Source organism: Solwaraspora sp. WMMD1047 (assembly GCF_029626155.1).
Classification (GTDB): Bacteria; Actinomycetota; Actinomycetes; order Mycobacteriales; family Micromonosporaceae; genus WMMD1047.
This window is the reverse complement of sequence record NZ_JARUBL010000001.1, coordinates 6765832-6787810: the sequence shown is the minus strand read 5'-3', so window position 1 is coordinate 6787810 and position 21979 is coordinate 6765832. Positions and strand designations below refer to the sequence as shown.

Genomic DNA, 21979 nt, shown 5'->3' with positions numbered 1-21979 from the left:
AGTTTCGCGCACTAGTGTGCAGCCAACCACTCACCGTATGTGCAAGGAGGCCGCGGTGGACCGGTACGCACGATGGAATGCCCTGCTCGAACTGCTCACCGACAGCGGCCGGGTCTCCGTCGAGGACGCCGCGCTCCGGCTGGACGTCTCACAGGCCACCATCCGGCGGGACTTCGACCAGCTCGCCCAGCAGCAGATGATCACGCGTACCCGGGGTGGGGCGGTCGCCAACGGCGTCTCCTACGACCTGCCGCTGCGCTACAAGACCGCGAAGCACTCGGCCGAGAAGCAGCGGATCGGCGCCGCCGCGGCGGCGCTTGTCGCGCCCGGCATGGTGGTCGGCCTCAACGGCGGCACCACCACGACCGAGGTGGCCCGCGCGCTGGCGGTCCGGCCGGACCTGAACACCAGCGCCGAGGGCGCCCAGCTCACCGTCGTCACCAACGCGCTGAACATCGCCAACGAGCTGCTGGTCCGGTCCCGGATGAAGGTGGTGGTGGCCGGCGGGGTGGTCCGGCCACAGTCGTTCGAGCTGGTGGGGCCGCTCGGCGGCGCGCTGCTGCGGGAGGTGACCCTGGACGTGGCGCTGCTCGGCGTGGACGCCATCGACGTGCGGCTCGGGGCGGCCGCCCACCACGAGGGCGAGGCGTCCATGAACAACCTCATGGTGGCCCGGGCCAAGCGGGTGGTCATCATCGCCGACTCGTCCAAGCTGGGCGGTCACGCGTTCGCCCGGATCTGCCCGGTGGAGCGGATCGAAACCCTGGTCACCGACTCCGGGGCCGATCCGGACACGCTGAGCGCGTTCCGGGAGGCAGGTGTGGAGGTCATCTGCGCCTGAATTACGGCCTTTCCGGCGGGTGGTGCACCACGCGGCATGCATACCGAGTATGGTGTCCGCTGTCACTCACCCGAGCGGGGAGGCCAGCTTGGCTGCCGTACTGGAAATAGAAGGCTTACGCAAGACCTACCGGAGCCGACGCCGGGGCACCCGGCAGGCCCTGGACGGCTTCGACATGGTGGTCGAGGCCGGTCAGGTGCACGGCTTCCTCGGCCCGAACGGGTCGGGCAAGACCACCACCCTGCGCACGCTGCTCGGCCTGATCCGGCCCAACGGCGGCCGGATGGCGATCCTCGGCCAGGAGGTGCCGGCCGCGCTGCCGGTGGTCGCCGGTCAGGTCGGCGCCATCGTGGAGAGCCCGCAGTTCTTCCCGCACTTCTCCGCGCAGGACACCCTGTCGCTGCTGGCCAGCGCCGGTAACGTGCCGCAGCAGCGGGTGACGGAGGTGCTGGAGCTGGTCGGCCTGCGGGAGCGGGCCAAGGAGCGGGTCAAGACCTACTCGCTCGGCATGAAGCAGCGCCTCGCCGTCGCCTCGGCACTGCTCAAGACGCCGAAGCTGCTGATCCTCGACGAGCCGGCCAACGGGCTCGACCCCGGCGGCATCCGGGAGATGCGGGCGCTGATGCGCAACCTGGCCGAGTCGGGCATGACCGTGGTGCTCTCCAGCCACATCCTCGGCGAGGTCCAGCTCATCTGCGACTCGGTCACCATCATCTCGCTCGGCCGCCGGGTCGCCACCGGACCGGTGAGCGAGGTCATCGCCCAGCACTCCGGCGGCGGCCTGCGGGTCCGGCTGGAGGCGGTGAGCGACCTGCCCGTCGCCGCCGAGACCCTCACCCGCTCCGGGCTCCAGGTCACCACCCACGACGACCACCTGATGGTGCGCGGCGTGGACAAGCCGGCCCTGGTGACCCGCACCCTGGCCGGCCAGGATCTCTACGTCAGCGAGCTGGCGCCGATCACCGTCGACCTGGAGAGCGTCTTCCTGGAGCTGACCGCCACCGCCCCGGTGCCGGGCCAGCACCGCCAGGTCGACGAGTCCGCGCACGTCGGCCCGACCCCGTCGGCGCAGCCGTCCGGGCCCGCCCAGGGAGGTTGGGGAGTATGAGCCTGTTCACCACCGAACTGCGCCGACTGGTCAAGCGGCGCTTCGTCCGCTACATGACGCTGGCCGGCCTGCTGGTGCTGCTCGCGGTCGTCGCCGGCACCTTCCTCACCAACGAGAAGATCGGCCGCGACCAGATCGCCGCCGCGGAACGCACCGCCGAGCAGGAGTACCAGAACAACCTCCGGTACACCGCGGAGGCCCGCCAGGACTGCGAACGGGCCAAGGCCGCCGGCGACCAGACGGACCGGTACCCGGCCGACTGCGCCGACATCAGCGACCCGCCCCGGGAGGCCTTCCAGGCCGAGTGGTACATGCCGGCCACGTTCGAGTTCCGCAAGGAGTTCGGCGAGACCGTGACCACCCTCGCGGCGATCCTGGCCCTGGTCGGCTTCGTCGTCGGCGCCTCCTTCGTCGGCGCCGAGTGGAGCACCGGCGGCATGATGAACCTGCTGCTCTGGCGACCCCGGCGGCTCCAGGTCCTGCTCACCAAGCTGGCCGCCCTGCTGGCCGCCATGCTCGCGCTCACCGTCGTGAGCGCCGCCGCCTGGACCGCCGCGTTCTGGGCGATCGGCACCATGCGCGGCAACACCGACGGCATGACCTCGGGCACCTGGCAGTCGTTCGCGCTCACCGGACTGCGCGGTGCCGTTCTGGTCCTGGCCGCCGCGGCGGTCGGCTTCGCGGTCGCCTCGCTCGGCCGGCACACCGCCCTCGCGCTGGGTGGCGCGATCGGCCTGATCGTGGTGGGCCAGTTCGGTCTGGGCATCCTGCTCTCGATGGCGAACGTCGCGTTCGTCGAGGCCTGGCTGCTGCCGACCTACCTGCTCGCCTGGATGAACAAATCGATCACGCTGGAGAACTGGAACGCCTGCAACTTCAGCATGGGCCAGTGCGAGCCCGACACGCTCGAACTCACCTGGCAGCACAGCTCGGCGCTGATCGGGGTGGCGCTGGTGCTCAGCCTCGGCGCGGCGATGTGGGCGATGCGCAGCCGGGACATCACCTGACCGGGCGGGCGGCCCGGCGATGACCGCTGGCGGCGCGGGGCGCGACGGTGCGCCCCGCGCCGCCAGCCGATGTGCTCTTGCGGCGGTCCAACTACCCTGGTGAGGTAATCGACCGCAGCCGTCCACCGGAGACGGTGCCCGCCGCGTCCACCGCCCCGAGGAGCGCCATGCCGCCGCCCGCCACTCCGGCGGCCGATCCGGGTCCGCCGGGCGGCCCGACCGCCGGCCCCGGCCGGGTCCGCCGGTCCCGCACCGGCGCCCGCCCGGCCCCGACCCAGCGCACCGCGCCCGGCGCCGACCGCCGCACCCACCCCGACGACCTGGCCGACCCCGATGATCTGGTCGACTCCGATGATCTGGTCGACTCCGATGTTCCCGTCGACGGTCCGGCTGGTCCGGTCGGATCGGACGGTGCGATACCGGCCGACGACGATGGCGAGCACGACGGTGTCGGTCCGGGCGGTCGGCGTACCGGCGAGGGCCAGTTCCGGCCCGGTCAGCCGACCGCGCTGACCGAGCGGGAGCTGGCCATCCTCGCCTTCGAACGGCAGTGGTGGAAGCATGCCGGTGCCAAGGAACAGGCGATCCGGGACACCTTCGACCTCTCCGCGACGCGCTACTACCAGATGCTCAACGCGCTGCTCGACAACCCCGCGGCGACCGAGGCCGACGCGATGCTGGTCGGCCGGCTACGCCGGCTGCGGGCGTCCCGGTCGCGAAGCCGGCGCCGCTGACCTGGCTATTTCTCGTACGTGCGCAGCCCGTTGCCGAGGGCGATGAAGGTGGGCGCCCACTCGCCGATGAAGATGCCCCAGCGGTCGGCCCGGTCGGTACCCGCCGATTCGAGCCGCTTGGACAGAATCCAGCTGGCGAACGAGAAGCCGATGCTGGCGATCCCGGCGATGTAGAGGTGTTCGGCCCGCAGGCCGGCGTCGTGCAACTGTCGCAACATGGCGCGATCCCCCCGTCGGGCCCCGTGCACCCCGGGACCTACCTGATCCGACGCTACCGCCCGCCGCGCCTCCCGGTCCGCCGGTTGCGCGAACGGGTCCGCCGGTGTCGGCGTACCGGATGGTTTGTCGGATCCGGCGCTCCGGCCCCGCCCGCCGGCCCGGACGGGTAGAACGGAGTCGTGCCGATGATGTGGACCAGTTCGGCCTCGGAACCGGCGCCCGGCCAGCCGGAGAACGAGGACCACGTCTTCCAGGTCGGTCCACTCGTCGGGGTGCTCGACGGCGCGACGGTGCCGGCGGGATTCGAGACCGGGTGCGCGCACGGGCCGGCCTGGTACGCGCGGCACCTGGCCGCCCGGATCGGGCTGGCGGCGGCGCAGCGGCCGACCGGGTCACTGGCCGGCAACCTCGCGGCCGGGATCCTGGCGGTCCGGGCCGACCACGGCGACCGGTGCGACCTCGATCATCCGGGCACCCCGTCCGCCACCGTCTGCCTGCTACGGCCCACCGGCGACCGGTTGGACTATCTGGTGCTCTGTGACAGCCCGCTCGTGGTCGACCGCGGTGGACCGATCCAGGTGATCGCCGACGACCGGCTGGCCGAGGTGATGGCCGAGGTGCGCCGCCAGCCGGCCGTCCCGGTGGGCGCCGCCGGAGGTCCGGCCGAGATCGACCCGGTCGATCGGTTCCGCCGCTCGGTGACCGCGCAGCGGCGCCTGATGAACCGGACGCCCGGCTACTGGGTCGCGGCGGCCGACCCGGACGCGGCGTTCCACGCGCTGACCGGCTCGCTGCCGTTGACCGGACCGGACCGGGTCCGCCGGGCGGCACTGCTCACCGACGGCGCCAGCCGCGCCGTCGACCCGTTCGGTCTCCTGGACTGGGCCGGCCTGCTGGACGTGCTCACCGGGCGCGGGCCGGCCGAGCTGATCCGGCGGGTCCGCCGGGCCGAGCGCGCGGACGATGACCGGCGCGTCCACCCGCGTACCAAGCGTTACGACGATGCCTCCGTCATCCTCTGCCAATTTGACGGGGAGTGACAGGATGCTCCGTTCTGGGCGGGAAATGCCGGTGAAGTCTCACCACCTGTAACGGCCAGCCGAGGATCTGGTTCAATCTCGCCAGGGATTAGGGCCAACCGTGAGTAATTTTCGACGATCGGTCGCGGCCGGCCGCCGGTAGCGGTCAGGTTGGCTCCCTCACCCGGTCCGGCTTTGTCCGACAGGCTGGACCGACCCCACCGCGGGCCGGGAGACTACGGACCATGTCGGGCAACGTACGGCTCACGCCGGTGGACGAGCAGAACCTCGAGTCGCTGCTCTCCGTCGCCGTGGCGGAGGCCGATCCGGACGAGGTGATGCCGCCGGTGTCGGCCCCGGTCGGCTGGTCCCACGCCCGCCGGGAGGCGTTCCGCGAATTCCACCGGGCGCACTTCGGTGGGCTGGCCGGCCCCACCCGGACCGTGATGTACGCGATCGTCATCGAGCGCGACGTGGTGGGGATGATCCGACTCGCCCGGCACCGCGACCTGCCGGACGTGATGGAGACCGGGATCTGGCTCGGCCGCTCGGCCCGGGAACAGGGCATCGGGCCGGCCGCGCTGCGCGCCGTGCTCACCGAGGCGGCCGCGGTCGACGCCAAGGCGGTGGTCGCCGAGACCACGGCGGGCAACGGCCCGGCGATCGGGCTGCTGCGCCGCTGCGGCGCCGAGCTCAGCCGGACCGGCGACGCGGTCCACGCCGAGATCCGGCTCTGACCGGGCGGACCAGGCAGCGCCGTGGGGCGCTGGCGGAGGCGGGCCGTGCTGGCGGAGGCGGGCCGTGCGGTTACTCGCGGAAGCCGTCCATGAAGCGTCGCAGCAGGCCGCCCTCCCGGGGCAGGGCGGCGGCCGGCGGGACGGCGCGCGCCGCCGGCCGGGCCACCGGCTGGTCGTAGTCGGTACCGGCGATGGCGGCGACGGTCTGCGACTCGTCGAAGTCCTCGGACCCCTCGATCACCGGCACGAACCCGACCAGCACCCCGTTGCGGAGCACCTGGGCCTCCAAACCGGCGGTGCCGTCGGTGTCCCAGAGCGCCTCCCGGCCGTCGGGGAGCGCGACCCGGATCCCGAACTGGGAGAGCCCGGCGCGCGGTCGGGCCAGGTGGGCGGGGACGCCCCGGTCGCGCAGCGAGTCGACCACCCGACGAGCCCGGTTCTCATCCATCCCCCCACGGTAGCCACGCCCGCTATGGAGAACCTGAGGGTCCGCTGGGTGGATCCTGCCGGTCAGCCCGCCGCGCGTTGCTGGGCGTACCGCGCCAGCCACTCGACCTGGACCGGGTCGAGCGAGGGCCGCACCCGCTCGCGGGCGGCGGCGACGTGCTCCGCGGTCACCGTGGACGCCTCCAGCGACTCCCGCATCGCCGCGAGCGCGGCCTCCCGTACCAGGGCGGCGCAGTCCGCCGCCGAGAACCGGTCGAGCGAGCCGGCCAGCGCCGGCAGGTCGACGTCCGGGGCCAGCGGCACCGAACGGGCCGCCGCCCGGAGAATCTCCGCCCTGGCCTCGGCATCCGGCGGCGGTACGTAGACCAGCCGCTCCAGCCGGCCGGGCCGCAGCAGCGCGCTGTCGACCAGGTCCGGCCGGTTGGTGGCGCCCACCACCACGACGTTGCGCAGCGCCTCCACGCCGTCCAGCTCGGTGAGCAGGGCGGCCACCACCCGGTCGGTGGTGCCGCCGTCGGACGCCTGGCCACGGATCGGGGCGAGCGCGTCGACCTCGTCCAGGAAGACAAGCGTCGGCGCCGCGTCCCGGGCCCGGCGGAACAGTTCCCGGACCGCCCGTTCGCTCTCCCCGACCCACTTCGAGAGCAGCTCGGCGCCCTTCACCGACAGCACGTTGGCCCGGCCGGTGCCGGCCAGCGCGGTCACCAGGAAGGTCTTCCCGCAGCCCGGCGGCCCGTACAACAACACCCCCCGGGGCGGCTGCACGCCCAGCCGGGCGAAGGTGTCCGGGTAGGTCAGCGGCCAGAGCACCGACTCGGTGAGCATCTGCTTGACCTCGACCATGTCGCCCACGTCGTCCAGCGTGACCTCGGCGACCTCCAGCGTGGACGTCGACATCGAGGTGGGCCGGACCACCTCCAGCGCGGCCGTGAAGTCGGCCATCGCCACCACCGGCGCCTCGGCCGACTTCTGCCGCAGCGCCGCCCGGACGCCGGCCTCGCGGGCCAGCGCGGCCAGGTCGGCCGCGACGAAACCGGGGGTACGCGCGGCCACCTCGTCGAGCCGGACGTCCTCGGCGAGCGGCATCTCCCGGGTCAGCACGGCGAGCTGCTCGCGGCGCAGCGCGGCGTCCGGCAGCGGTACGGCGATCTCCAGCGACAGCAGCTCCGGGGCGCGCAGCGCCGGATCCACCGACTCCGGCCGGCTGGTCGTACAGACCACGGCCGCCCCCGCCCGGACCGCCTCGGCCAGCACCTGGCGGAACACCGTACCCACCGGGCCGGGCTGGTCCCGCGGGGCGAGCGCCTCGACGTCGGTGATCAGCAGGACGGCGGGTCCGGTGGTCCGCACCGAATCCACAGTGGTCCGCAGCCGGCGGGCCGCCGCGTCGTTGGTCAGGGCCGCCACCTCGGGCGCCCAGAGCACCTCGGTCCGGACCCTGACGACGCCGGCCGCGGCCCGGACCAGGGCCGACTTCCCGGAACCGGCCGGCCCGGTGACCAGCACCCCGAGCGAGACGGTGGTGCCGAGGCGGCCGAGCACCTCGCGGTGGTGGAACCCGAGGTCGAGCAGCTCGATCAGCTCCTGTGCCTGGGTCCGCAGCCCGGGCAGGTCCTCGACGCTCGGTGCCGGCTCCGTTGCGGCCGGGGCCGGGGTGACGCCCGAGGCGGCGGCCGGGCGGACCTCCGTCGCGGTGTCACCGTGGGTGACCTGTCCGTGCAGCCAGCCCACCACCGTGTCCATGGTGACCAGAAACGAACCTGCCGACCCCGCTCCCGGTTCGGCGGTGGCTGCCGGTTCGGCGGTGGTGACGGTGAGCAGAGTGCTGGTCCAGGCGTACCCGACGGTGTTGGAGAGGCTGCGCCGGGCGGCCTCCACCAGGGCCCGGACGGCGGTGTCGGGCAGCACGTCCTGGGGGAGCAGCGACACGTCGTCCCCGGCCGTGACCATCTTGCCGAGCAGGGCCAGCCGCAGCATCTCCGGTGACACCGCCGCGGCGATCTCGGCCGGGCCGGTCAACGTCACCCGACCAGCGGCGACCGCCCGTACCGGTGCGATCGTGACCTGCCCTCCGTCGCGCACCCCGAGGTTGCCGAGGATCAGGTCGTCGGCGTAGAGCAGTGCCCGGCTGGCGGTGCTCTCGGCACGGGCGGCGATCCCCGCCGTCGACCGCCGGCCGGTGAGCCGCACCGGTGCACCCGGGTGCAGGCCCAGCGCGGTCAGCACGTCCGGGTGGAGCCGGACGATGCCGCGCCGGGCGTCCAGGGCACCGGGGCGCAGGCTGGCGGTCAGGGTGAGATCGTGATCCGTCACGCGCCGAGGGTATCCGGCCGCCGCCGCCGGCGACCTGCGGTGGGAGGCGTCGGTACCGCGATCAGGACTCGTCGTCCGGGCTGCCGAGCAGGGACGGGTCGCGCCGGATCAGGTCGGCCAACCGGGCGGCCGGGTCGTCGGCCAATCCGTCGGAGGAGGCGGCCCACGCGGGCACCGTCTTCACCGACATCGGCCAGGAGGGAACGTCGGGGGGGCCGGCCGGGTGGGTGGGGGCGTTCGCCGCCGGGTCGATGGCCGCGGTACTGACCGGGCCGGCGACCGGGATCGCCACCACCTGCCCCTCCGACCAGGTGATGTGCCGGGTGGCGGTGTCCTGACCACGGGCGACCAGGACCGTCACGGTGATATCCGGGTGCCGGGCCACCACCCGCTGCACCGCCTCGGTCACCTCGTCGGTCGGCGACCGGGTCTCGGCGGCCAGCTGCTCGGCCCGGCGGCGCTGCGCCTCCTCACGCCGGGCCAACCGGGCCAGCGTGTCGTCCAGTTCGCCTCGCATCGCGGATCACCCTCTCCCAACCAACCACCGGGCCGGGCCCGGCCACCGCCCGGCGACGGTCACGCGTTTCGTTCCCGGATGGCGCGGTCCAGCGCCCGGTCCAACACGATCAGCAGGGCGTCCCGCACCGACAGCCGGTCCCGGGCGTCGAACTGGATCAGCGGCACGTGGTCGCCGATGGCCAGCGCCCACCGGATCGCGCCCAGGTCGTGCGCGAGACGCCCGTCGAACGCGTTCACCGCCACCACGAAGGGTAACCGGGCTCGTTCGAAGAAATCGATCGCCGGGTAGCAGTCGTCCAGCCGCGCGCTGTCCACCACCACCAGCGCGCCGAGGGCGCCGCGGGCCAGGTCGTCCCACATGAAGCCGAATCGCGACTGGCCCGGCGTGCCGAAGAGGTAGAGCTTCAGGCTGCGGTCGATCGTGACGCAGCCGAAGTCCATCGCCACGGTGGTGGTGGTCTTCGCCGACCGGATTCCCGGGTCGTCGACGCCGATGCCCGCCGAGGTCATCTCCGCCTCGGTGGTCAGCGGCGCGATCTCCGAGATCGCCCCGACCGTGGTCGTCTTGCCGACCCCGAACCCGCCGGCGATCAGGATCTTCACCGGCACCGGCGCCGACGACCCCCGGCCGGTGCGGGCGGCGCTGCCGGCGGGCACCACCTGCGCGGTGCCGGACCGGCGTACCGGTCGGGAGGGCAGGCCGGTGGGCAGGACGTTGCCGACCGGTGGAGCACCGTGGCTGGCCGGGGCGCCGTAGCGGCCCGGGGCACTGTTGGCGGACGGGCCGGTCACCGGGACGGGCGGCCACTCAGGAGATCGCACGGAGTCCATCGATCACTCGCAGAATGATGTCGGGGTCGTGGGCATCCTCGACGTCGCAGAGGTGGACGTCGAGGTGACCGGTGGCCCGGAGGTCACCGACCAGGATCTTGGTCACGCCTAGGTGCAACCGGAGTCGGGCGGAGATCTCCGCCACGGACATCGGCTCGGCGCAGAGTGCGACTATTTCCCGGAGTTCCGGAGCCAGCCGGGAGACCGGCGTACCGATCCACGACGGGCTCTCCTGCCGGGCGGTCACCTGGGTTTCCAGGCCGATCGCCGGATCGATGCTGTCCACCCGGCCGGAGGTGAGCACGAAGGGCCGCAGCCCCTGCGGGACGACCCCCGGGGCATCGTCCGCGCCGGCGTCGGCCTCCGGCTCGGCCTCCGCCCGCGGCGGGGGCGCCTGCAGGTAGGGGCGGATCCGGACGACCGGCTCCGGATCCCGCCCCGCGTCGCCCGCCGGATGGGTCACGACTGGACGGAATTCTTCAGCTCGACGATGAGCCGAGGAGTGAGCGCGCCTCCCGCCCGGCCAGCGAAGAGGGTCATCTCGTAGGCCACCGTGCCCAGGTTCGCCGACCGGTCGGCCACCACCCCGAGCACCGAGCCGCTGCTGATCGCGCTCACCAGCAGGTATCCGTCGGTCATGTCGATGATCACTCGGTTCAGACCGCCGAGCGAGTACCAGTTGGCCGCGCCGCCGGCCAGGCTCGTCATCCCCGACACCACCGCGGCGAGCCGCTCGGCGTTGGACCGGTCCTTGATCGCGGACATCGCCATCAGCAGCCCGTCCGAGGAGACCGCGATGGCCTCCAACACGCCGGCCGTGGTCGAGGTGAACGAGTCGAGCAGCCAGTTGAAGGTGCGCGCCTCGGGGCTTAGCTCCGCGGCCGGCGGGGCGTGCTGATCCCGCTCCATGCTGTCCCGGGTGAAGGGAGTGCTCATTGTGACCGTCCCTCTTCGTGGCGGTGGTCTGGACTGACTTCGGTCAGAGCGCGGGCGACGCCGGTCTCGAACTGCGTGATCAGGTCGCGCACCTCGTCCGGATCCGCCGGCCTGGTCCGGGCCGGCGAGTGGTTCGGTCTGGCGGTGGGGGTCGGGACACTCAGGTTAGCGCCCGGCACCCGCCGGTTGAGTTGGCCGGCTCCCGGCCCGGGGACGGGTCCCGGCGCCGGCGCGGGCGCCGGGACAGCGGCCGGTGGTGCGGCGGCCGGTGGGACAGCACCCGGCGATACGGCGGCCGGTGGGACGGCGGCCCGGGACGGGGCCGCCGGGGGCGTCGGGGAGGACGCTCCGTACTGTCGTTGGGCCCGTTGCACCCCGGCCTCGAACTCTTCGAGCAACGCCCGGACGGCCGCGGGGTCGGCCGGGGTCGAGTCGACGGCCCGGTTGGGCCGGGGGGTCTGCGGGAGCTGTGCCCCCGGCACCCGCTGCCGCAGCGAAGCGCCGCTCTGGGCGGCGGATTCGGTGGTTCGGTTCCGGCCGGAACGGGCCTGCTCGCCGGGCCGGGTCCCGAAGGCGTCCCAGGGCTGGCCGGACTCCAACGATTGGGTGGCGCGGCTGAGCAGGACCGGGTTGAAGACCGGGTCGATGGATTCCGGCGCGGGCGCCGGCTGGTCCCGGCCGGTGGTCCGCGGCTCCGGCTCACCGGGGCCGGCCGGTCCGTCGACGGCGGGCGGGGCCGAGGCCCGGGCGGGCATCGCCGGTACCGGCCCACCGTGTACCGGCGCGGGGGACGTAGGTGCGGCCGGTGCCGGTGCGGCGGGGGCCGGGACCGGTGGTGGTCCGGCGGTGGTGGCCAACAGTTCGGCGCCGAGCCCGGCCATCGGTGCCCGGCCCGGTTCGGGGGCCGCCGCGACGGCCCGACCGGCCACCGCCGGGGCCGCCCCGGCCCGGGCCACGCCGGTGGCCGGCGTGCCGGCCCGGCGTACCACGAGCAGCCGGTCGTCGATGTCGAGCTCGACCGTCACGCCGCCGCCCGGGGTCGGGGAGAGGGCGACCCGCCAGCCGTGCCGGCGGGCGAGCCGGCCGACCACGAAGAGGCCGAGCACCTCGGTCGGGGTCAGGTCGAGCCGTTCGCGCCGGGTCAACCGCGCGTTCTCCTCCGCCATCCGCTCCGCCGGCATGCCGATGCCGTGGTCGATCAGGCTGACCCGGGCACCGCCCGGGATCAGCTCGGCGGAGACGGTGACCCTGGTGTGCGGCGGCGAGAAGGCGGTGCCGTTCTCCATCAGCTCGGCGAGCGCCAGCACCAGGTCGCCGATCACCCCGGGCGTGACCATGACGTCGACCCGGATCTGCACGTCGACCCGGGTGTAGTCCTCGATCTCGCCGAGCGCCAACCGGACCACGTCGCCGAGCGGCATCGGTGCCACGTGCCCGTCGCCGCCGGCCGAGCCGGAGAGGACCACCAGGCTGCTGGCGTTGCGGCGCAGCCGGCTGGAGATGTGGTCGAGCCGGTAGAGGTGCTGCAACCGGGACGGCTCGGTCTCCTGCTGCTCCAGCCGGTCGATCAGGGCGATCTGCCGGCCGACCAGGTTCTGGGTACGGCGACCGACGTGGCCGAACATCTGCGCCACGTTGCGGCGGCTGGCCGCCTGGCGTTCCACCAGCCGGGCCGCGGTGCCCTGCACCCGGTCGAAGGCGCGGGCCAGGTCGCCGATCTCGTCGCGGCCGCTGACGTCGACCGGGTCGAGTCGGATCGGCCGGGCGGATTCGGTCTCGTCGTCGGCGATCCGGACCAGTTCCGCCTCCGCGACCCGGGCCACCCGGTCGGCGGAGTGGGTCAGCCGGGTCAGCGGCCGGGCCACCGTACGGGCGACGGTGAGGCTCAGCAGCACGACCACCAGCAGCACCAGCAGCACCAGGCCGACCACGCCGTACGCCGTGACCAGGGCCTGCCGCTGCTGGTCGGCCACCGCGGCGGTGATGTCGGTGACCAGCTTCTTCTGCACGAACTGGCCGATGGTGATCAGCGAGACCACGCCGGGGAAGGTGGTCTGGACCTCCCGGTCGGCCAGCGCGGCGGTCGGGTCACCGGTCAGGTTGACCACCAGCTCCGGCGGGATCCGGGCCGCGGCGGCCTCGGAGACCAGCGTGTAGAGCGCGTTCTGCTCGGCGGTGGCGAGCGCGGTGAACCGGGCCACGGTGTTCTGCAGGACGAGCATGGCGCCGACGTAGGCGGTGGTGACCTGCTGCAGCGCCCTCGGGTCGGCGTCCTTGGTAGCCACCACGAGCACCAGCAGGGCGGCGCCGTGGCTGATCGCCTCATCGGTGCGCAGCACCGCGTCGAGGGCCAGGGTCTGGCGGCCGGCCGAGGTGCCGGTGTCGATGCGGTCGGTCAGTCGGAGCGAGTCGATGAGCGCCAGGTCGATGGCGCCGAAGGTGGCCATGATCTGGTCGGTGGTGGCCCGGCCGCTGAGGATCCCGGCCCGCAGCTCGTTGAGGGTCTGCACGTTGGCCAGCGCCTCGACCACCGGGGTCGACAGCGCCGGGCCGAGATCGGCCTTCAGGTCGGCGACCCGGTCGGTGACGGTGGTGCTCTGCTGGATGAGGTCCGAGCGCGACACCAACCCCCCCTCCGGGTCGAGCAGGTAGCCGAGCGACAGCAGCCGTTCCTTCTGCAGGTCCTGCACCAGGGTGCCGACCTGGCCGGCGACATCGACCGCCTCGGCGGTGTCGGCGGCCCGGCGGGCCTCAGAGACCCGGTCGACCACCACCGGAACGGCGAGGGCGACCATGCTGAGCAGCGGAATGACGACGAGGACGGCGAGTTTGCCGCGGATCCGGAGCCTATCGAGCATCGGTGCGTCCCCAGCGCGCCGGTTCGTTGTCGCGGCCGAGCAGCCCGACGTCCCGCAGGCCCGACTGCGCGGGCCGGCCGAGACCCTGGCCGGCCGGTACCGGATCGGACCATTCCGCCGGTAGCTCCCAGCCTCTGGCCCGGTCGGGCAGCTCGGCTCTGGGCGGGTCGGGCGCGTCGGCGCGGGCCTGCGGGGCGACCGGCGCGGTCGCCGGCCGGGACCGCCGGCCGGCGAGGCTCAGCGCGATCAACGCCAGGGCGATCAGCAGGGCGGCGATGGCGGCGGCCCCGGCGAGCAGCCGTTCGGTGCGCAGCCCGTCGGCCCGTACGGTGACCAGGTTGTCCAGCTCGGTGAGCATGGTCTGGGAGAGATCGGCGCCGGCGGCCTGGGCGGCGGCGCGCGCCTCGCCCACCTGGTTGGCCCGCGTCGGGGTGCCGAGGTCGGTCGCGGCGGAGGCGGCGGCGAGGGCGTCCACCGCGATCTGGTACGCGTCGAGCTGGCTGAGCAGGTTGCCGCTGAGCTGCTGGCTGTCGGTGTTGTTGACGGCCGCCTGCAGACCCTCCACCAGGTCCTCGACCGGTTCGAGAACGCCGCTGCGGGCACCAGTCGCCTGGATGGCGGTGTTCAGGGCCTGGTCCTCGGCGCGGGTGGTGGCGAGCATGGCGATGTCGCCCAGCCGGCCGGCGGCGATCAGCGCCTCGGGCAGCTCCTCCGCCGCGCTGTCCTGCAGGTGGTACGAGTCGGCGTCCGGGTCCCGGATCAGCCCGGAGGTCTCCCGGACCTTGCCGTACAGGGCGAGCAGCAGGTCACCGGCCTCGCTGTAGGCGGCGTAGGCCTCCTCCGGCGCGCGCAGGTTCTGCTGCGACAGTGATTCGATCTTGGCTCGGGCGCCGGCCCAGCGTTCCCGGGTCCGCAGCTCGTCGCCGAGGCGGGCGTCGACCGAGGAGGCGTTCTCGACGGCGCGGGTCAGTGCCTCGCCCGGCACCGACCGGCCGGCGACCGCCGCCGACTGGGCGTCCACCAGGGCGACCGTGACCCGCTCCAGGGACTGCAGGTACTCGATACCCTGGCGTTCCCGTTCGGCGAAGGTGAGTTTCTCGTCGATGCCCTGCCAGGCCTGGACGGAGAGCACGCCGACGGGCACCAGGAGGAGTCCCGCGAGGAGCAGGCGCAGCACGCCGCCGGACAGGTTCGGCCAGCGACGGAACCGCTGCGCTGGAGGCGTCATCAAATCTCTCCTCGGGGCGACTGTCGGCGGAGTCGGAGGGTGGACAGGGGGGAGCCAGGTCCCGTGCACCGGACCGGAAAACTAGCTGACCCCGTACGGCAGGCGATCCAAGCCGAACAGTCAGTTTCGCGTCACTTCGGCAGATGTTGCTGTAGGTAATCAATCTCGTCACATCAAGTATCAAAAGATGAGCGACATGCGTCGATCAAACCTTCTGTTCCTTTGATGTGAATTCACGTGATCCGAACTCTCCGCACCGCGAGCCCCGTTGACCCGGAGCGGACGACCGTCCCGGCGCGCCGTTCGGGCCAGTCGAACGACCATCCGGGGGATCTCAGCCAACCCACAGGCGGAGCGCCGTACGGTGTGCCCATGCCTTCCCCGCTGCCGGCCCGGCTGCGCCGTGCCCTGCCTCGTGTCCGGCTGACCCGGCGGCGGGCGGTCGCAACGTCCCTGGTGGTGGTGCTGCTGGCCGGCCTGGTCGGCTGGGCGGTCTGGCCGGAGCGGGCGACCTACCGGACCACCGACCGGCTGCTCACCGTCCGCTCCGGGCCGGCCGGTGACCAGCCGGTCGAGTTGGACACCCGGTTCTACCTGCCGGACGTGGCGTCGGCCGGGCGGCCGGTCCCGGCGGTGCTGCTCGCCCACGGCTTCGGCGGGACCAAGGAGTCGGTCCGCACCGACGCCGAGGAGCTCGCCGACCTCGGTTACGCGGTGCTGACCTACACCGCCCGCGGATTCGGGCGCAGCGGCGGCCAGATCCATCTCGACCACCCCGACTACGAGGTACGCGACGCGCAGCGGCTGCTGGACTGGCTGGCCGAGCGACCCGAGGTCCGCACCGACGCGCCCGGCGATCCGCGGGTCGGGGTGGTGGGCGGCTCCTACGGCGGCGCCCTGGCCCTGCTGCTGGCCGCCCAGGACCAGCGCGTCGACGCCATCGTCCCGATGATCACCTGGAACAGCCTGGCCCGCTCGTTCCTGCCCGAGTCGACCGGCCAGGACCCGCTCGCCGGGGTGTTCAAGAAGGGCTGGGCGGGCATCTTCTTCGGCGGCGCCGGCAGCCTCGGCGCCGGCCTCGGCGGCCCCGCCGGCCCCGACGACGAGACCGGCACCGGCCCGGCCGGCGGCGCCCCCGACCCGGCCGACGGCGGTACCGACCCAGCCGCCCCTGGCCCCGACCCGGCCGCCCCAGCCGACCCGGCCGCCCCGGCCGACGGCGGCGCCGATCCCGGCGTACCCGTGCCGGTGCCCGGCGGGTCCGGCGGACCCGGCGGGGACCCCGCGTGCGGACGGTTCGCGGCCGATGTCTGCGCCGCCTACCTGGAGATCGCCACCACCGGGCGGGCCAGCGAGTCGGCGGTCGCCCTGCTGGACCGGTCCAGCCCGGCCGGCGTGCTCGACCGGATCAAGGCACCCACCCTGCTGGTGCAGGGCGAGGCGGACAGCCTCTTCCCGCTCGCCGAGGCGGACGCCAACGCCGCCGGCATCGCCGCCGCCGGCACCCCGGTCCGGGTCGCCTGGTTCACCGGCGGGCACGACGGCGGCTCCGGCCCGCAGACCGACGCCGACCGGGTCAAGTACCTCACCGCGCAGTGGCTCAACCACTACCTCAAGGGCGAAGGCGACCCGCCCGGCGACAGCTTCACCTGGTCGCGGATCGCCGGCTTCGACGCCCTGGACCGCGGCCTGGTCGCCACCGGCTACCGCCGCGACGACTACCCCGGCCTCGCCGGCACCGGCCAGCAGCGGGTGCCGGTCGCCGGCCCGGACCAGCGGATCGCCAACCCACCGGCCGGTACCCCGGCGGCCATCTCGTCGGTGCCGTTCACCGGCGGATTCGCCTCCCTGCTGGACGGGGTGGCCGCCGACCTGCCCGGCCAGCACGCCCGGTTCGACTCCGAGCCGCTGGCCGCCGCCGTGGACGTCACCGGCGCGCCGACCATCTCCATCCGGGCCGCGTCGCCGACCGGCGAGGCGGTGCTCTTCGTCAAGCTCTACGACGTCGGCCCGACCGGCGCCAGCACCCTCCCCAACGGCCTGGTGGCCCCGGTCCGGCTGACCGGGCTACCCACCGACGTGGCGGCCGCCGCGCCGGTCCGGGTCACCCTGCCGGCGATCGTGCACCGGTTCGAGGCCGACCACCGGCTGCGGATCACGATCGCCACCTCCGACCAGGCGTACGCCACCCCGGTCGAGCCGACCGTCTACACCGTCGGCCTCGGCGCCGAACCGCTGACCCTGCCGACGGTGGCCGGCGAGCCGATCGCCACCTCGGCGGCGCTGTGGCGCTGGGTGCTGGTCGGGCTGCTGGCCGCCATCGCGGTCGGGCTCGTCGTGGTCGTCGCCGTGGTCCGCCGCCGGCACCGCCGCCACGACACCTCCGTGCTCCCCGAGTACGCCGACCTCCCGCTCGCCGTCCGCGACCTGCGCAAGGAGTACGCCGACGGCTTCGTCGCCGTCTCCCGGGTCGACTTCGAGGTGCGGCGCGGCCAGGTGGTCGGCCTGCTCGGCCCCAACGGTGCCGGCAAGACCACCACCCTGCGGGTGCTGATGGGGCTGACCCAGCCGACCGCCGGCCAGATCTACGTTTTCGGCCACCGGCTGGTGCCGGGCTCCCCGGTGCTCTCCCGGATCGGCTCGCTTGTCGAGGGGCCGGGGTTCCTGCCGCACCTGAGCGGGCTGGAGAACCTGCGGTCGTACTGGCGGGCGACCGGCCGCCCGGCGGCCGACGCGCACTTCGAGGAGGCGCTGGAGATCGCCGGCCTGGGTGACTCGGTGCACCGCCGGACGAAGAACTACAGCCACGGGATGCGGCAGCGGCTGGCCATCGCGCAGGCCATGCTCGGCCTGCCGGAGCTGCTGGTGCTGGACGAGCCGACCGACGGGCTCGACCCGCCGCAGATCGCCGAGATGCGCCGGGTGCTGCGCCGGTACGCCACCGCCGGCCGGGCGGTGCTGGTCTCCAGCCACCTGCTCGCCGAGGTGGAACAGACCTGCACCCACGCCGTGGTGGTGCACAAGGGCGAGATCGTGGCCTCCGGCCCGGTGGACGACATCGTCGGCGAGTCGCCGAGCGTGCAGTTCGACGTCAGCGACGCGGACGCCGCCCGGGAGGTGCTGGACCGGCTCGACGGGGTGCGGGCGGTGGCCTCGGACGGCAACGGTGGCCTGGTGGTGGACATCAACGGCGCCGCCCGCAGCGAGGTGGTGGCCGAACTGGTCCGGGCCGGCGTCGGAGTGGACCGGGTGGTGCCACGCCGCCGGCTGGAGGACGCCTTCCTCGCCCTGGTCGGCGAGAACTCACGGGGAAGCGGGGACCGTTGATGACCACCTCGACCGGGCAGCAGCCGCCAACCGACGGCCCCGCCGCCGACCGCCCCGCAGACGGCCCCACAGACGGCCTCGTCGGCGGCGTCGACGCGGCGGGGGCGGCGGCCGGCTACCGCCCGCGCCGTACGCTGCCGATCCGGGCCGAGTGGCGCCGGCAGGCCGCCCGCCGCCGGACCCAGCTCGCGCTGGCGTTCATGGTGATCCTGCCGTTGATCATTCTGATCGCCTTCGAGTTCGACAGCCAGGACGACGACAACGGTGGCGGCGAGTTCGGCAGCCTGATCGACCTGGCCACCGCCGGTGGCCTCAACTTCGCTCTCTTCTCGATCTTCGTCTCCGCCTCCTTCCTGCTGGTCGTGGTGGTGGCGCTCTTCTTCGGCGACACGGTGGCGAGCGAGGCCAGCTGGGGCAGCCTGCGGTACCTGCTGGCGGTCCCGGTGCCCCGGGCCCGGCTGCTGGCGGTGAAGCTGATCGTCGCGGCCGCGTACTCGGGGTTGGCCCTGGTCCTGCTGGCCGGCACCGCGCTGCTGGTCGGCACCCTGCGCTACGGCTGGGAACCGCTGCAGAGCACGGTCGCCGCGCAGATCCCGGCCGGCGAGGGGCTGCTCCGGCTGCTCGGCATCCTCGGCTACCTCAGCGTGGTGCTGCTGATCGTGGCGGGGCTGGCGTTCCTGCTCTCGGTGACCACCGACGCGGCGCTCGGCGCGGTCGGCGGGGCGGTGCTGCTCTGGATCCTCTCCAGCATCCTGGACCAGATCACCGCGCTCGGCGTGCTGCGGGACTTCCTGCCGACCCACTACAGCACCGCCTGGCTGGGTCTGCTCTCCACCCCGATGCAGACCGACGATCTGGTCAAGGGCGCCATCTCGGCGCTCAGCTACGCCACCGCCTTCTGGGGCCTGGCCTTCTGGCGCTTCACCCGCAAGGACGTCACCTCGTAGGGCGCACCAGGGGCAGGGTGACTACGGCGTACCCGCTGTTGATCTTTGGGGTTGCTCACAGCGTGGGAAGGGGCGGGGACAGGACCGGAGCGCGCCCGTAGACTTACCGGGCACAACTGAATACCTCATCCAGAGGGGCTGAGGGATACGGCCCGTTGACGCCCCGGCAACCACTTCGCTGTCTCGATGACGAGGCCATAGCGAGGCAGGTGCCAAATCCGTCCCCGCCGCGCCGTGCGGCGCTGGGAAAGATGAGAGGACGGCCTCACATGACGTCGATGATCGACGCGATCCCCACCACCACGACCGACGGCCCGACCCCGGGCGTCCCGGCGAACCCGGCCCGCAACCTGGTCTGTCGCGGCTGCGGCGCGCAGTACCCGTTGGTCGCCCAGCACGCCTGCTACGAGTGTTTCGGCCCGTTGGAGATCAGCTACGACCCGGCGGCGTTGGCCCGGGTCACCCGCGCCGACATCGAAGCCGGGCCGCAGAACATCTGGCGGTACGCCGGCCTGCTCCCCGCCGGCCAGGACCCGGCCACCCGGATCACCCTCGACCCCGGCCTGACCCCGCTGGTCAGCGCCGCCGGCCTCGCCGCCGAGCTGGGCATCCGGGCACCGCTGTGGGTCAAGGACGACAGCGCCAACCCGACCCACTCGTTCAAGGACCGGGTGGTCTCGGTCGCGCTGAGCGCCGCCCGTGGGCTGGGCTTCACCCGGTTCGCCTGCGCGTCGACCGGCAACCTGGCGAACTCGGTCGCCGCGCACGCCGCCCGGGCGGGCGTACCGTCGATCGTCTTCATCCCCGGCGACCTGGAGCAGGGCAAGGTCGTCACCACCGCCGTGTACGGCGGTGACCTGGTCGCCATCGACGGCTCGTACGACGACGTGAACCGGCTCTGCGGCGAGCTGGTGGAGACCGACGAGTTCGAGGACACCGCGTTCGTGAACGTGAACGTCCGGCCGTACTACGCCGAGGGCTCCAAGACGCTCGGCTACGAGGTGGCCGAGCAGCTCGGCTGGCGGATCCCGGCGCAGGTGGTGATCCCGATGGCCAGCGGCGAGCTGCTGACCAAGGTCGACAAGGCGTTCACCGAGCTGGTGGAGATCGGGCTGGTCGAGGCGCCGGCGGGCGGCTGGAAGGTGTTCGGCGCCCAGTCGGCCGGCTGCAACCCGATCGCGACCGCGCTGCGCGCGGGCACCGACACCATCACCCCGGTCCGGCCGACCGGCATCGCCAAGTCGCTGAACATCGGCGATCCGGCCGCCGGCAGTTACGCACTGGAGTCGGTGCGGCGGACCGGCGGCTGGATGGACGACGCCACCGACGACGAGATCCGCGACGCCGTCCGGTTGCTGGCGCGGACCACCGGGGTGTTCGCCGAAACGGCGGGCGGGGTGACGGTCGCGGTGCTGCGCAAGCTGGTGGCCAGCGGGAAGCTCGATCCGGATGCCGAGACGGTGGTCTTCAACACCGGCGAGGGACTCAAGACCATCGACGCGGTCGCCGGTCAGGTGGGCCCGACGTACCGGGTGAAGCCGTCGCTGCGGGCGGTCCGCGACGCCGGTCTGCTCGGCTGACGCCCAATGCGGTCCGTAGTTGCGGGTTTTGCCAGCGGTGACGAATCAGGCCGCTGAGGGCTTGACGTCCGGCCCGGAACGTCGCAAGATGCTCCGTGCGGGAGGGCGAATCGCCGTAGACTTCTGAAGTTCTTACGACCCGACGCCGGAGGCGTTGTGCGATCGCCCTCCCGACCAATTCCCCGAGCCGGACCGCTGTCGGTTTCGCGTCTCAACGCTCGCCGCAGGCGGTAATTCGGTCGCGGTCGGGCCGGCCGGAGCGGCACGCTTCACCACATGGACGTCGCCGTCACCGCCCTGGACCCCACCGACCCGGTAGGCACCGAACACGCCTACAAGATCAAGGCGGCCTGTACGGCTGCCGACATGCCGGATTTCCCGCCGACCTGCCGCGAGTTCTTCTTCGGCAACCTGCGCCACCCGTGGCCCGGCGACCAGCCGAGGTACGCCCTCGCGCACCTCGACGGGGTGCCGGTCGGGTTGCTGGAGATCGAGCTGCCCCAACTGGAGAACACCGACAACGCGCCGATCGACATCTACGTGCTGCCCGAGTTCCAGCGCCGCGGGGTCGGTCGGTTCATGTTCGAGCACGCGCTCGACGTGGTCCGTGGGCTCGGCCGCAAGCGGGTCTTCGGGATGACCGTCACCGCGCTGCCGGACGGCCCGCCCCGACCCGAACCGGGCACCCGGTTCGCCCAGGCGATGGGGATGAAGTCCGCCCTCGTCGACGTGCGCCGACGACTCGACACCACCAGCCTCGACGAGGCCGGGCTGGACCGGCTGCTCACCGCGTCCTGGCAGCATGCCGAGGGCTACTCCGCGGTGCGCTGGTACGGCGCGGCCCCGCAGGAGTACCTCGACGACGTGGCCTACCTGGACAGCCGGCTGCTCTCCGACGCGCCCATGGGCGACCTGGACTGGGAGCCGGACAAGACCGACGCGGCCCGGGTGCGGGCGATCGAGGCGGCCCGCGACGCGCGGGGCCGGCGGGCGTACCACGCCGGGGTGGTGCACGACGCCAGCGGCCGGTTGGTCGCCTGGACCACGATCGACGTCAACGCCAGCCAGCGCTGGCACGCGTTCCAGCAGATCACGCTGGTGGAGCCGACGCACCGGGGGCACCGGCTCGGCACCATCGTCAAGATCGAGAATCTGCGCCACGCGATGGCCGGCGAGCCGGAACTGCGCGCGATCGACACCTGGAACGCGGCCGAGAACCAGCACATGATCGCGATCAACGAGGCGATCGGTTTCCGGGCCCGGGACGGCTGGCACAACTGGCAGCTCAACCTCTGACCGGGGCCGACCGGCGGGCCACCCCTGTTACA

Annotated in this window: 19 protein-coding genes and 1 riboswitch; of the genes, 10 read left to right on the top strand and 9 right to left on the bottom strand. The window is 73.3% G+C overall.

Annotated features, from left to right (window positions below; translation table 11 throughout):
• Positions 1-55 precede the first annotated feature (55 nt).
• The 4 genes from O7627_RS31060 (at position 56) to O7627_RS31045 (ending at position 3690) form a co-directional block, all read left to right on the top strand.
• Positions 56-841: a DeoR/GlpR family DNA-binding transcription regulator gene (locus O7627_RS31060; protein ID WP_278097005.1), complete on the top strand. Its 786-nt coding sequence runs from the start codon at positions 56-58 to the stop codon at positions 839-841.
• Between the two features lie 88 nt (positions 842-929).
• Positions 930-1949, top strand: a complete 1020-nt coding sequence (locus tag O7627_RS31055; RefSeq protein ID WP_278097004.1) for an ATP-binding cassette domain-containing protein — start codon at positions 930-932, stop codon at positions 1947-1949.
• Positions 1946-2956, top strand: a complete 1011-nt coding sequence (locus tag O7627_RS31050) for an ABC transporter permease subunit (protein ID WP_278097003.1) — start codon at positions 1946-1948, stop codon at positions 2954-2956. The genes O7627_RS31055 and O7627_RS31050 overlap by 4 nt, the downstream gene beginning before the upstream one ends.
• A 167-nt stretch (positions 2957-3123) precedes the next feature.
• On the top strand, positions 3124-3690 hold the full coding sequence (locus tag O7627_RS31045; protein WP_278097002.1) for a DUF3263 domain-containing protein: 567 nt from the start codon (positions 3124-3126) through the stop codon (positions 3688-3690).
• A gap of 5 nt (positions 3691-3695) precedes the next feature.
• Here O7627_RS31045 and O7627_RS31040 read toward each other — a convergent pair whose 3' ends face one another.
• Entirely contained in the window at positions 3696-3908 is a 213-nt protein-coding gene (locus O7627_RS31040) for a hypothetical protein (RefSeq protein WP_278097001.1), read from the bottom strand.
• Between the two features lie 186 nt (positions 3909-4094).
• On the opposite strand from O7627_RS31040, the gene O7627_RS31035 reads away from it, so the two are divergent.
• Both O7627_RS31035 and O7627_RS31030 read left to right on the top strand, forming a co-directional pair.
• Complete coding sequence (locus O7627_RS31035; protein ID WP_278097000.1) at positions 4095-4949, top strand: hypothetical protein; 855 nt, start codon at positions 4095-4097, stop codon at positions 4947-4949.
• Positions 4950-5173: 224 nt separating this feature from the next.
• Positions 5174-5665, top strand: a complete 492-nt coding sequence (locus O7627_RS31030; protein ID WP_278096999.1) for a GNAT family protein — start codon at positions 5174-5176, stop codon at positions 5663-5665.
• A gap of 70 nt (positions 5666-5735) precedes the next feature.
• On the opposite strand, the gene O7627_RS31025 is transcribed toward O7627_RS31030, so the two are convergent.
• From O7627_RS31025 to O7627_RS30990, 8 genes are all read right to left on the bottom strand, one after another.
• Positions 5736-6113 (bottom strand): hypothetical protein, encoded by a 378-nt coding sequence (locus tag O7627_RS31025; protein ID WP_278096998.1) that lies wholly within the window; start codon positions 6111-6113, stop codon positions 5736-5738.
• Positions 6114-6175: 62 nt separating this feature from the next.
• On the bottom strand, positions 6176-8425 hold the full coding sequence (locus O7627_RS31020) for an AAA family ATPase (protein ID WP_278096997.1): 2250 nt from the start codon (positions 8423-8425) through the stop codon (positions 6176-6178).
• Between the two features lie 61 nt (positions 8426-8486).
• Positions 8487-8942 (bottom strand): hypothetical protein, encoded by a 456-nt coding sequence (locus O7627_RS31015; protein ID WP_278096996.1) that lies wholly within the window; start codon positions 8940-8942, stop codon positions 8487-8489.
• A 59-nt stretch (positions 8943-9001) separates the two neighbouring features.
• Complete coding sequence (locus O7627_RS31010; protein ID WP_278096995.1) at positions 9002-9775, bottom strand: ATP/GTP-binding protein; 774 nt, start codon at positions 9773-9775, stop codon at positions 9002-9004.
• The gene (locus O7627_RS31005; protein WP_278096994.1) at positions 9753-10238 is read right to left on the bottom strand and encodes a DUF742 domain-containing protein; all 486 of its coding nucleotides are present in this window, start codon (positions 10236-10238) and stop codon (positions 9753-9755) included. Before O7627_RS31005 ends, O7627_RS31010 begins: the two co-directional genes overlap by 23 nt.
• On the bottom strand, positions 10235-10711 hold the full coding sequence (locus O7627_RS31000; protein WP_278096993.1) for a roadblock/LC7 domain-containing protein: 477 nt from the start codon (positions 10709-10711) through the stop codon (positions 10235-10237). Before O7627_RS31000 ends, O7627_RS31005 begins: the two co-directional genes overlap by 4 nt.
• Positions 10708-13569 (bottom strand): nitrate- and nitrite sensing domain-containing protein, encoded by a 2862-nt coding sequence (locus tag O7627_RS30995; protein ID WP_278096992.1) that lies wholly within the window; start codon positions 13567-13569, stop codon positions 10708-10710. Before O7627_RS30995 ends, O7627_RS31000 begins: the two co-directional genes overlap by 4 nt.
• A complete protein-coding gene (locus O7627_RS30990; protein ID WP_278096991.1) occupies positions 13559-14797 on the bottom strand; it encodes a hypothetical protein in 1239 nt (412 codons plus the stop codon). Before O7627_RS30990 ends, O7627_RS30995 begins: the two co-directional genes overlap by 11 nt.
• A gap of 372 nt (positions 14798-15169) precedes the next feature.
• On the opposite strand from O7627_RS30990, the gene O7627_RS30985 reads away from it, so the two are divergent.
• From O7627_RS30985 to O7627_RS30970, 4 genes are all read left to right on the top strand, one after another.
• Positions 15170-18124, top strand: coding sequence for an alpha/beta fold hydrolase (locus O7627_RS30985; protein ID WP_278096990.1), 2955 nt, complete (start codon positions 15170-15172; stop codon positions 18122-18124).
• A complete protein-coding gene (locus tag O7627_RS30980; RefSeq protein ID WP_278096989.1) occupies positions 18121-19071 on the top strand; it encodes an ABC transporter permease subunit in 951 nt (316 codons plus the stop codon). Before O7627_RS30985 ends, O7627_RS30980 begins: the two co-directional genes overlap by 4 nt.
• 122 nt (positions 19072-19193) lie before the next feature.
• Positions 19194-19329, top strand: a riboswitch (SAM riboswitch).
• A 20-nt stretch (positions 19330-19349) separates the two neighbouring features.
• Positions 19350-20651: a threonine synthase gene (gene thrC, locus O7627_RS30975; RefSeq protein ID WP_278098497.1), complete on the top strand. Its 1302-nt coding sequence runs from the start codon at positions 19350-19352 to the stop codon at positions 20649-20651.
• A gap of 276 nt (positions 20652-20927) precedes the next feature.
• A complete protein-coding gene (locus O7627_RS30970) occupies positions 20928-21947 on the top strand; it encodes a GNAT family N-acetyltransferase (protein WP_278096988.1) in 1020 nt (339 codons plus the stop codon).
• Positions 21948-21979 lie beyond the last annotated feature (32 nt).

Coding starts and splice junctions, on each gene's coding strand:
- O7627_RS31050 (WP_278097003.1), top strand. CDS start 1,946: ATGAGCCTGTTCACCACCGAACTGCGCCGACTGGTCAAGCGGCGCTTC.
- O7627_RS31045 (WP_278097002.1), top strand. CDS start 3,124: ATGCCGCCGCCCGCCACTCCGGCGGCCGATCCGGGTCCGCCGGGCGGC.
- O7627_RS31040 (WP_278097001.1), bottom strand. CDS start 3,908: ATGTTGCGACAGTTGCACGACGCCGGCCTGCGGGCCGAACACCTCTAC.
- O7627_RS31035 (WP_278097000.1), top strand. CDS start 4,095: ATGATGTGGACCAGTTCGGCCTCGGAACCGGCGCCCGGCCAGCCGGAG.
- O7627_RS31030 (WP_278096999.1), top strand. CDS start 5,174: ATGTCGGGCAACGTACGGCTCACGCCGGTGGACGAGCAGAACCTCGAG.
- O7627_RS31025 (WP_278096998.1), bottom strand. CDS start 6,113: ATGGATGAGAACCGGGCTCGTCGGGTGGTCGACTCGCTGCGCGACCGG.
- O7627_RS31015 (WP_278096996.1), bottom strand. CDS start 8,942: ATGCGAGGCGAACTGGACGACACGCTGGCCCGGTTGGCCCGGCGTGAG.
- O7627_RS31010 (WP_278096995.1), bottom strand. CDS start 9,775: ATGGACTCCGTGCGATCTCCTGAGTGGCCGCCCGTCCCGGTGACCGGC.
- O7627_RS31000 (WP_278096993.1), bottom strand. CDS start 10,711: ATGAGCACTCCCTTCACCCGGGACAGCATGGAGCGGGATCAGCACGCC.
- O7627_RS30995 (WP_278096992.1), bottom strand. CDS start 13,569: ATGCTCGATAGGCTCCGGATCCGCGGCAAACTCGCCGTCCTCGTCGTC.
- O7627_RS30990 (WP_278096991.1), bottom strand. CDS start 14,797: ATGACGCCTCCAGCGCAGCGGTTCCGTCGCTGGCCGAACCTGTCCGGC.
- O7627_RS30985 (WP_278096990.1), top strand. CDS start 15,170: ATGCCTTCCCCGCTGCCGGCCCGGCTGCGCCGTGCCCTGCCTCGTGTC.
- thrC (WP_278098497.1), top strand. CDS start 19,350: ATGATCGACGCGATCCCCACCACCACGACCGACGGCCCGACCCCGGGC.
- O7627_RS30970 (WP_278096988.1), top strand. CDS start 20,928: ATGGACGTCGCCGTCACCGCCCTGGACCCCACCGACCCGGTAGGCACC.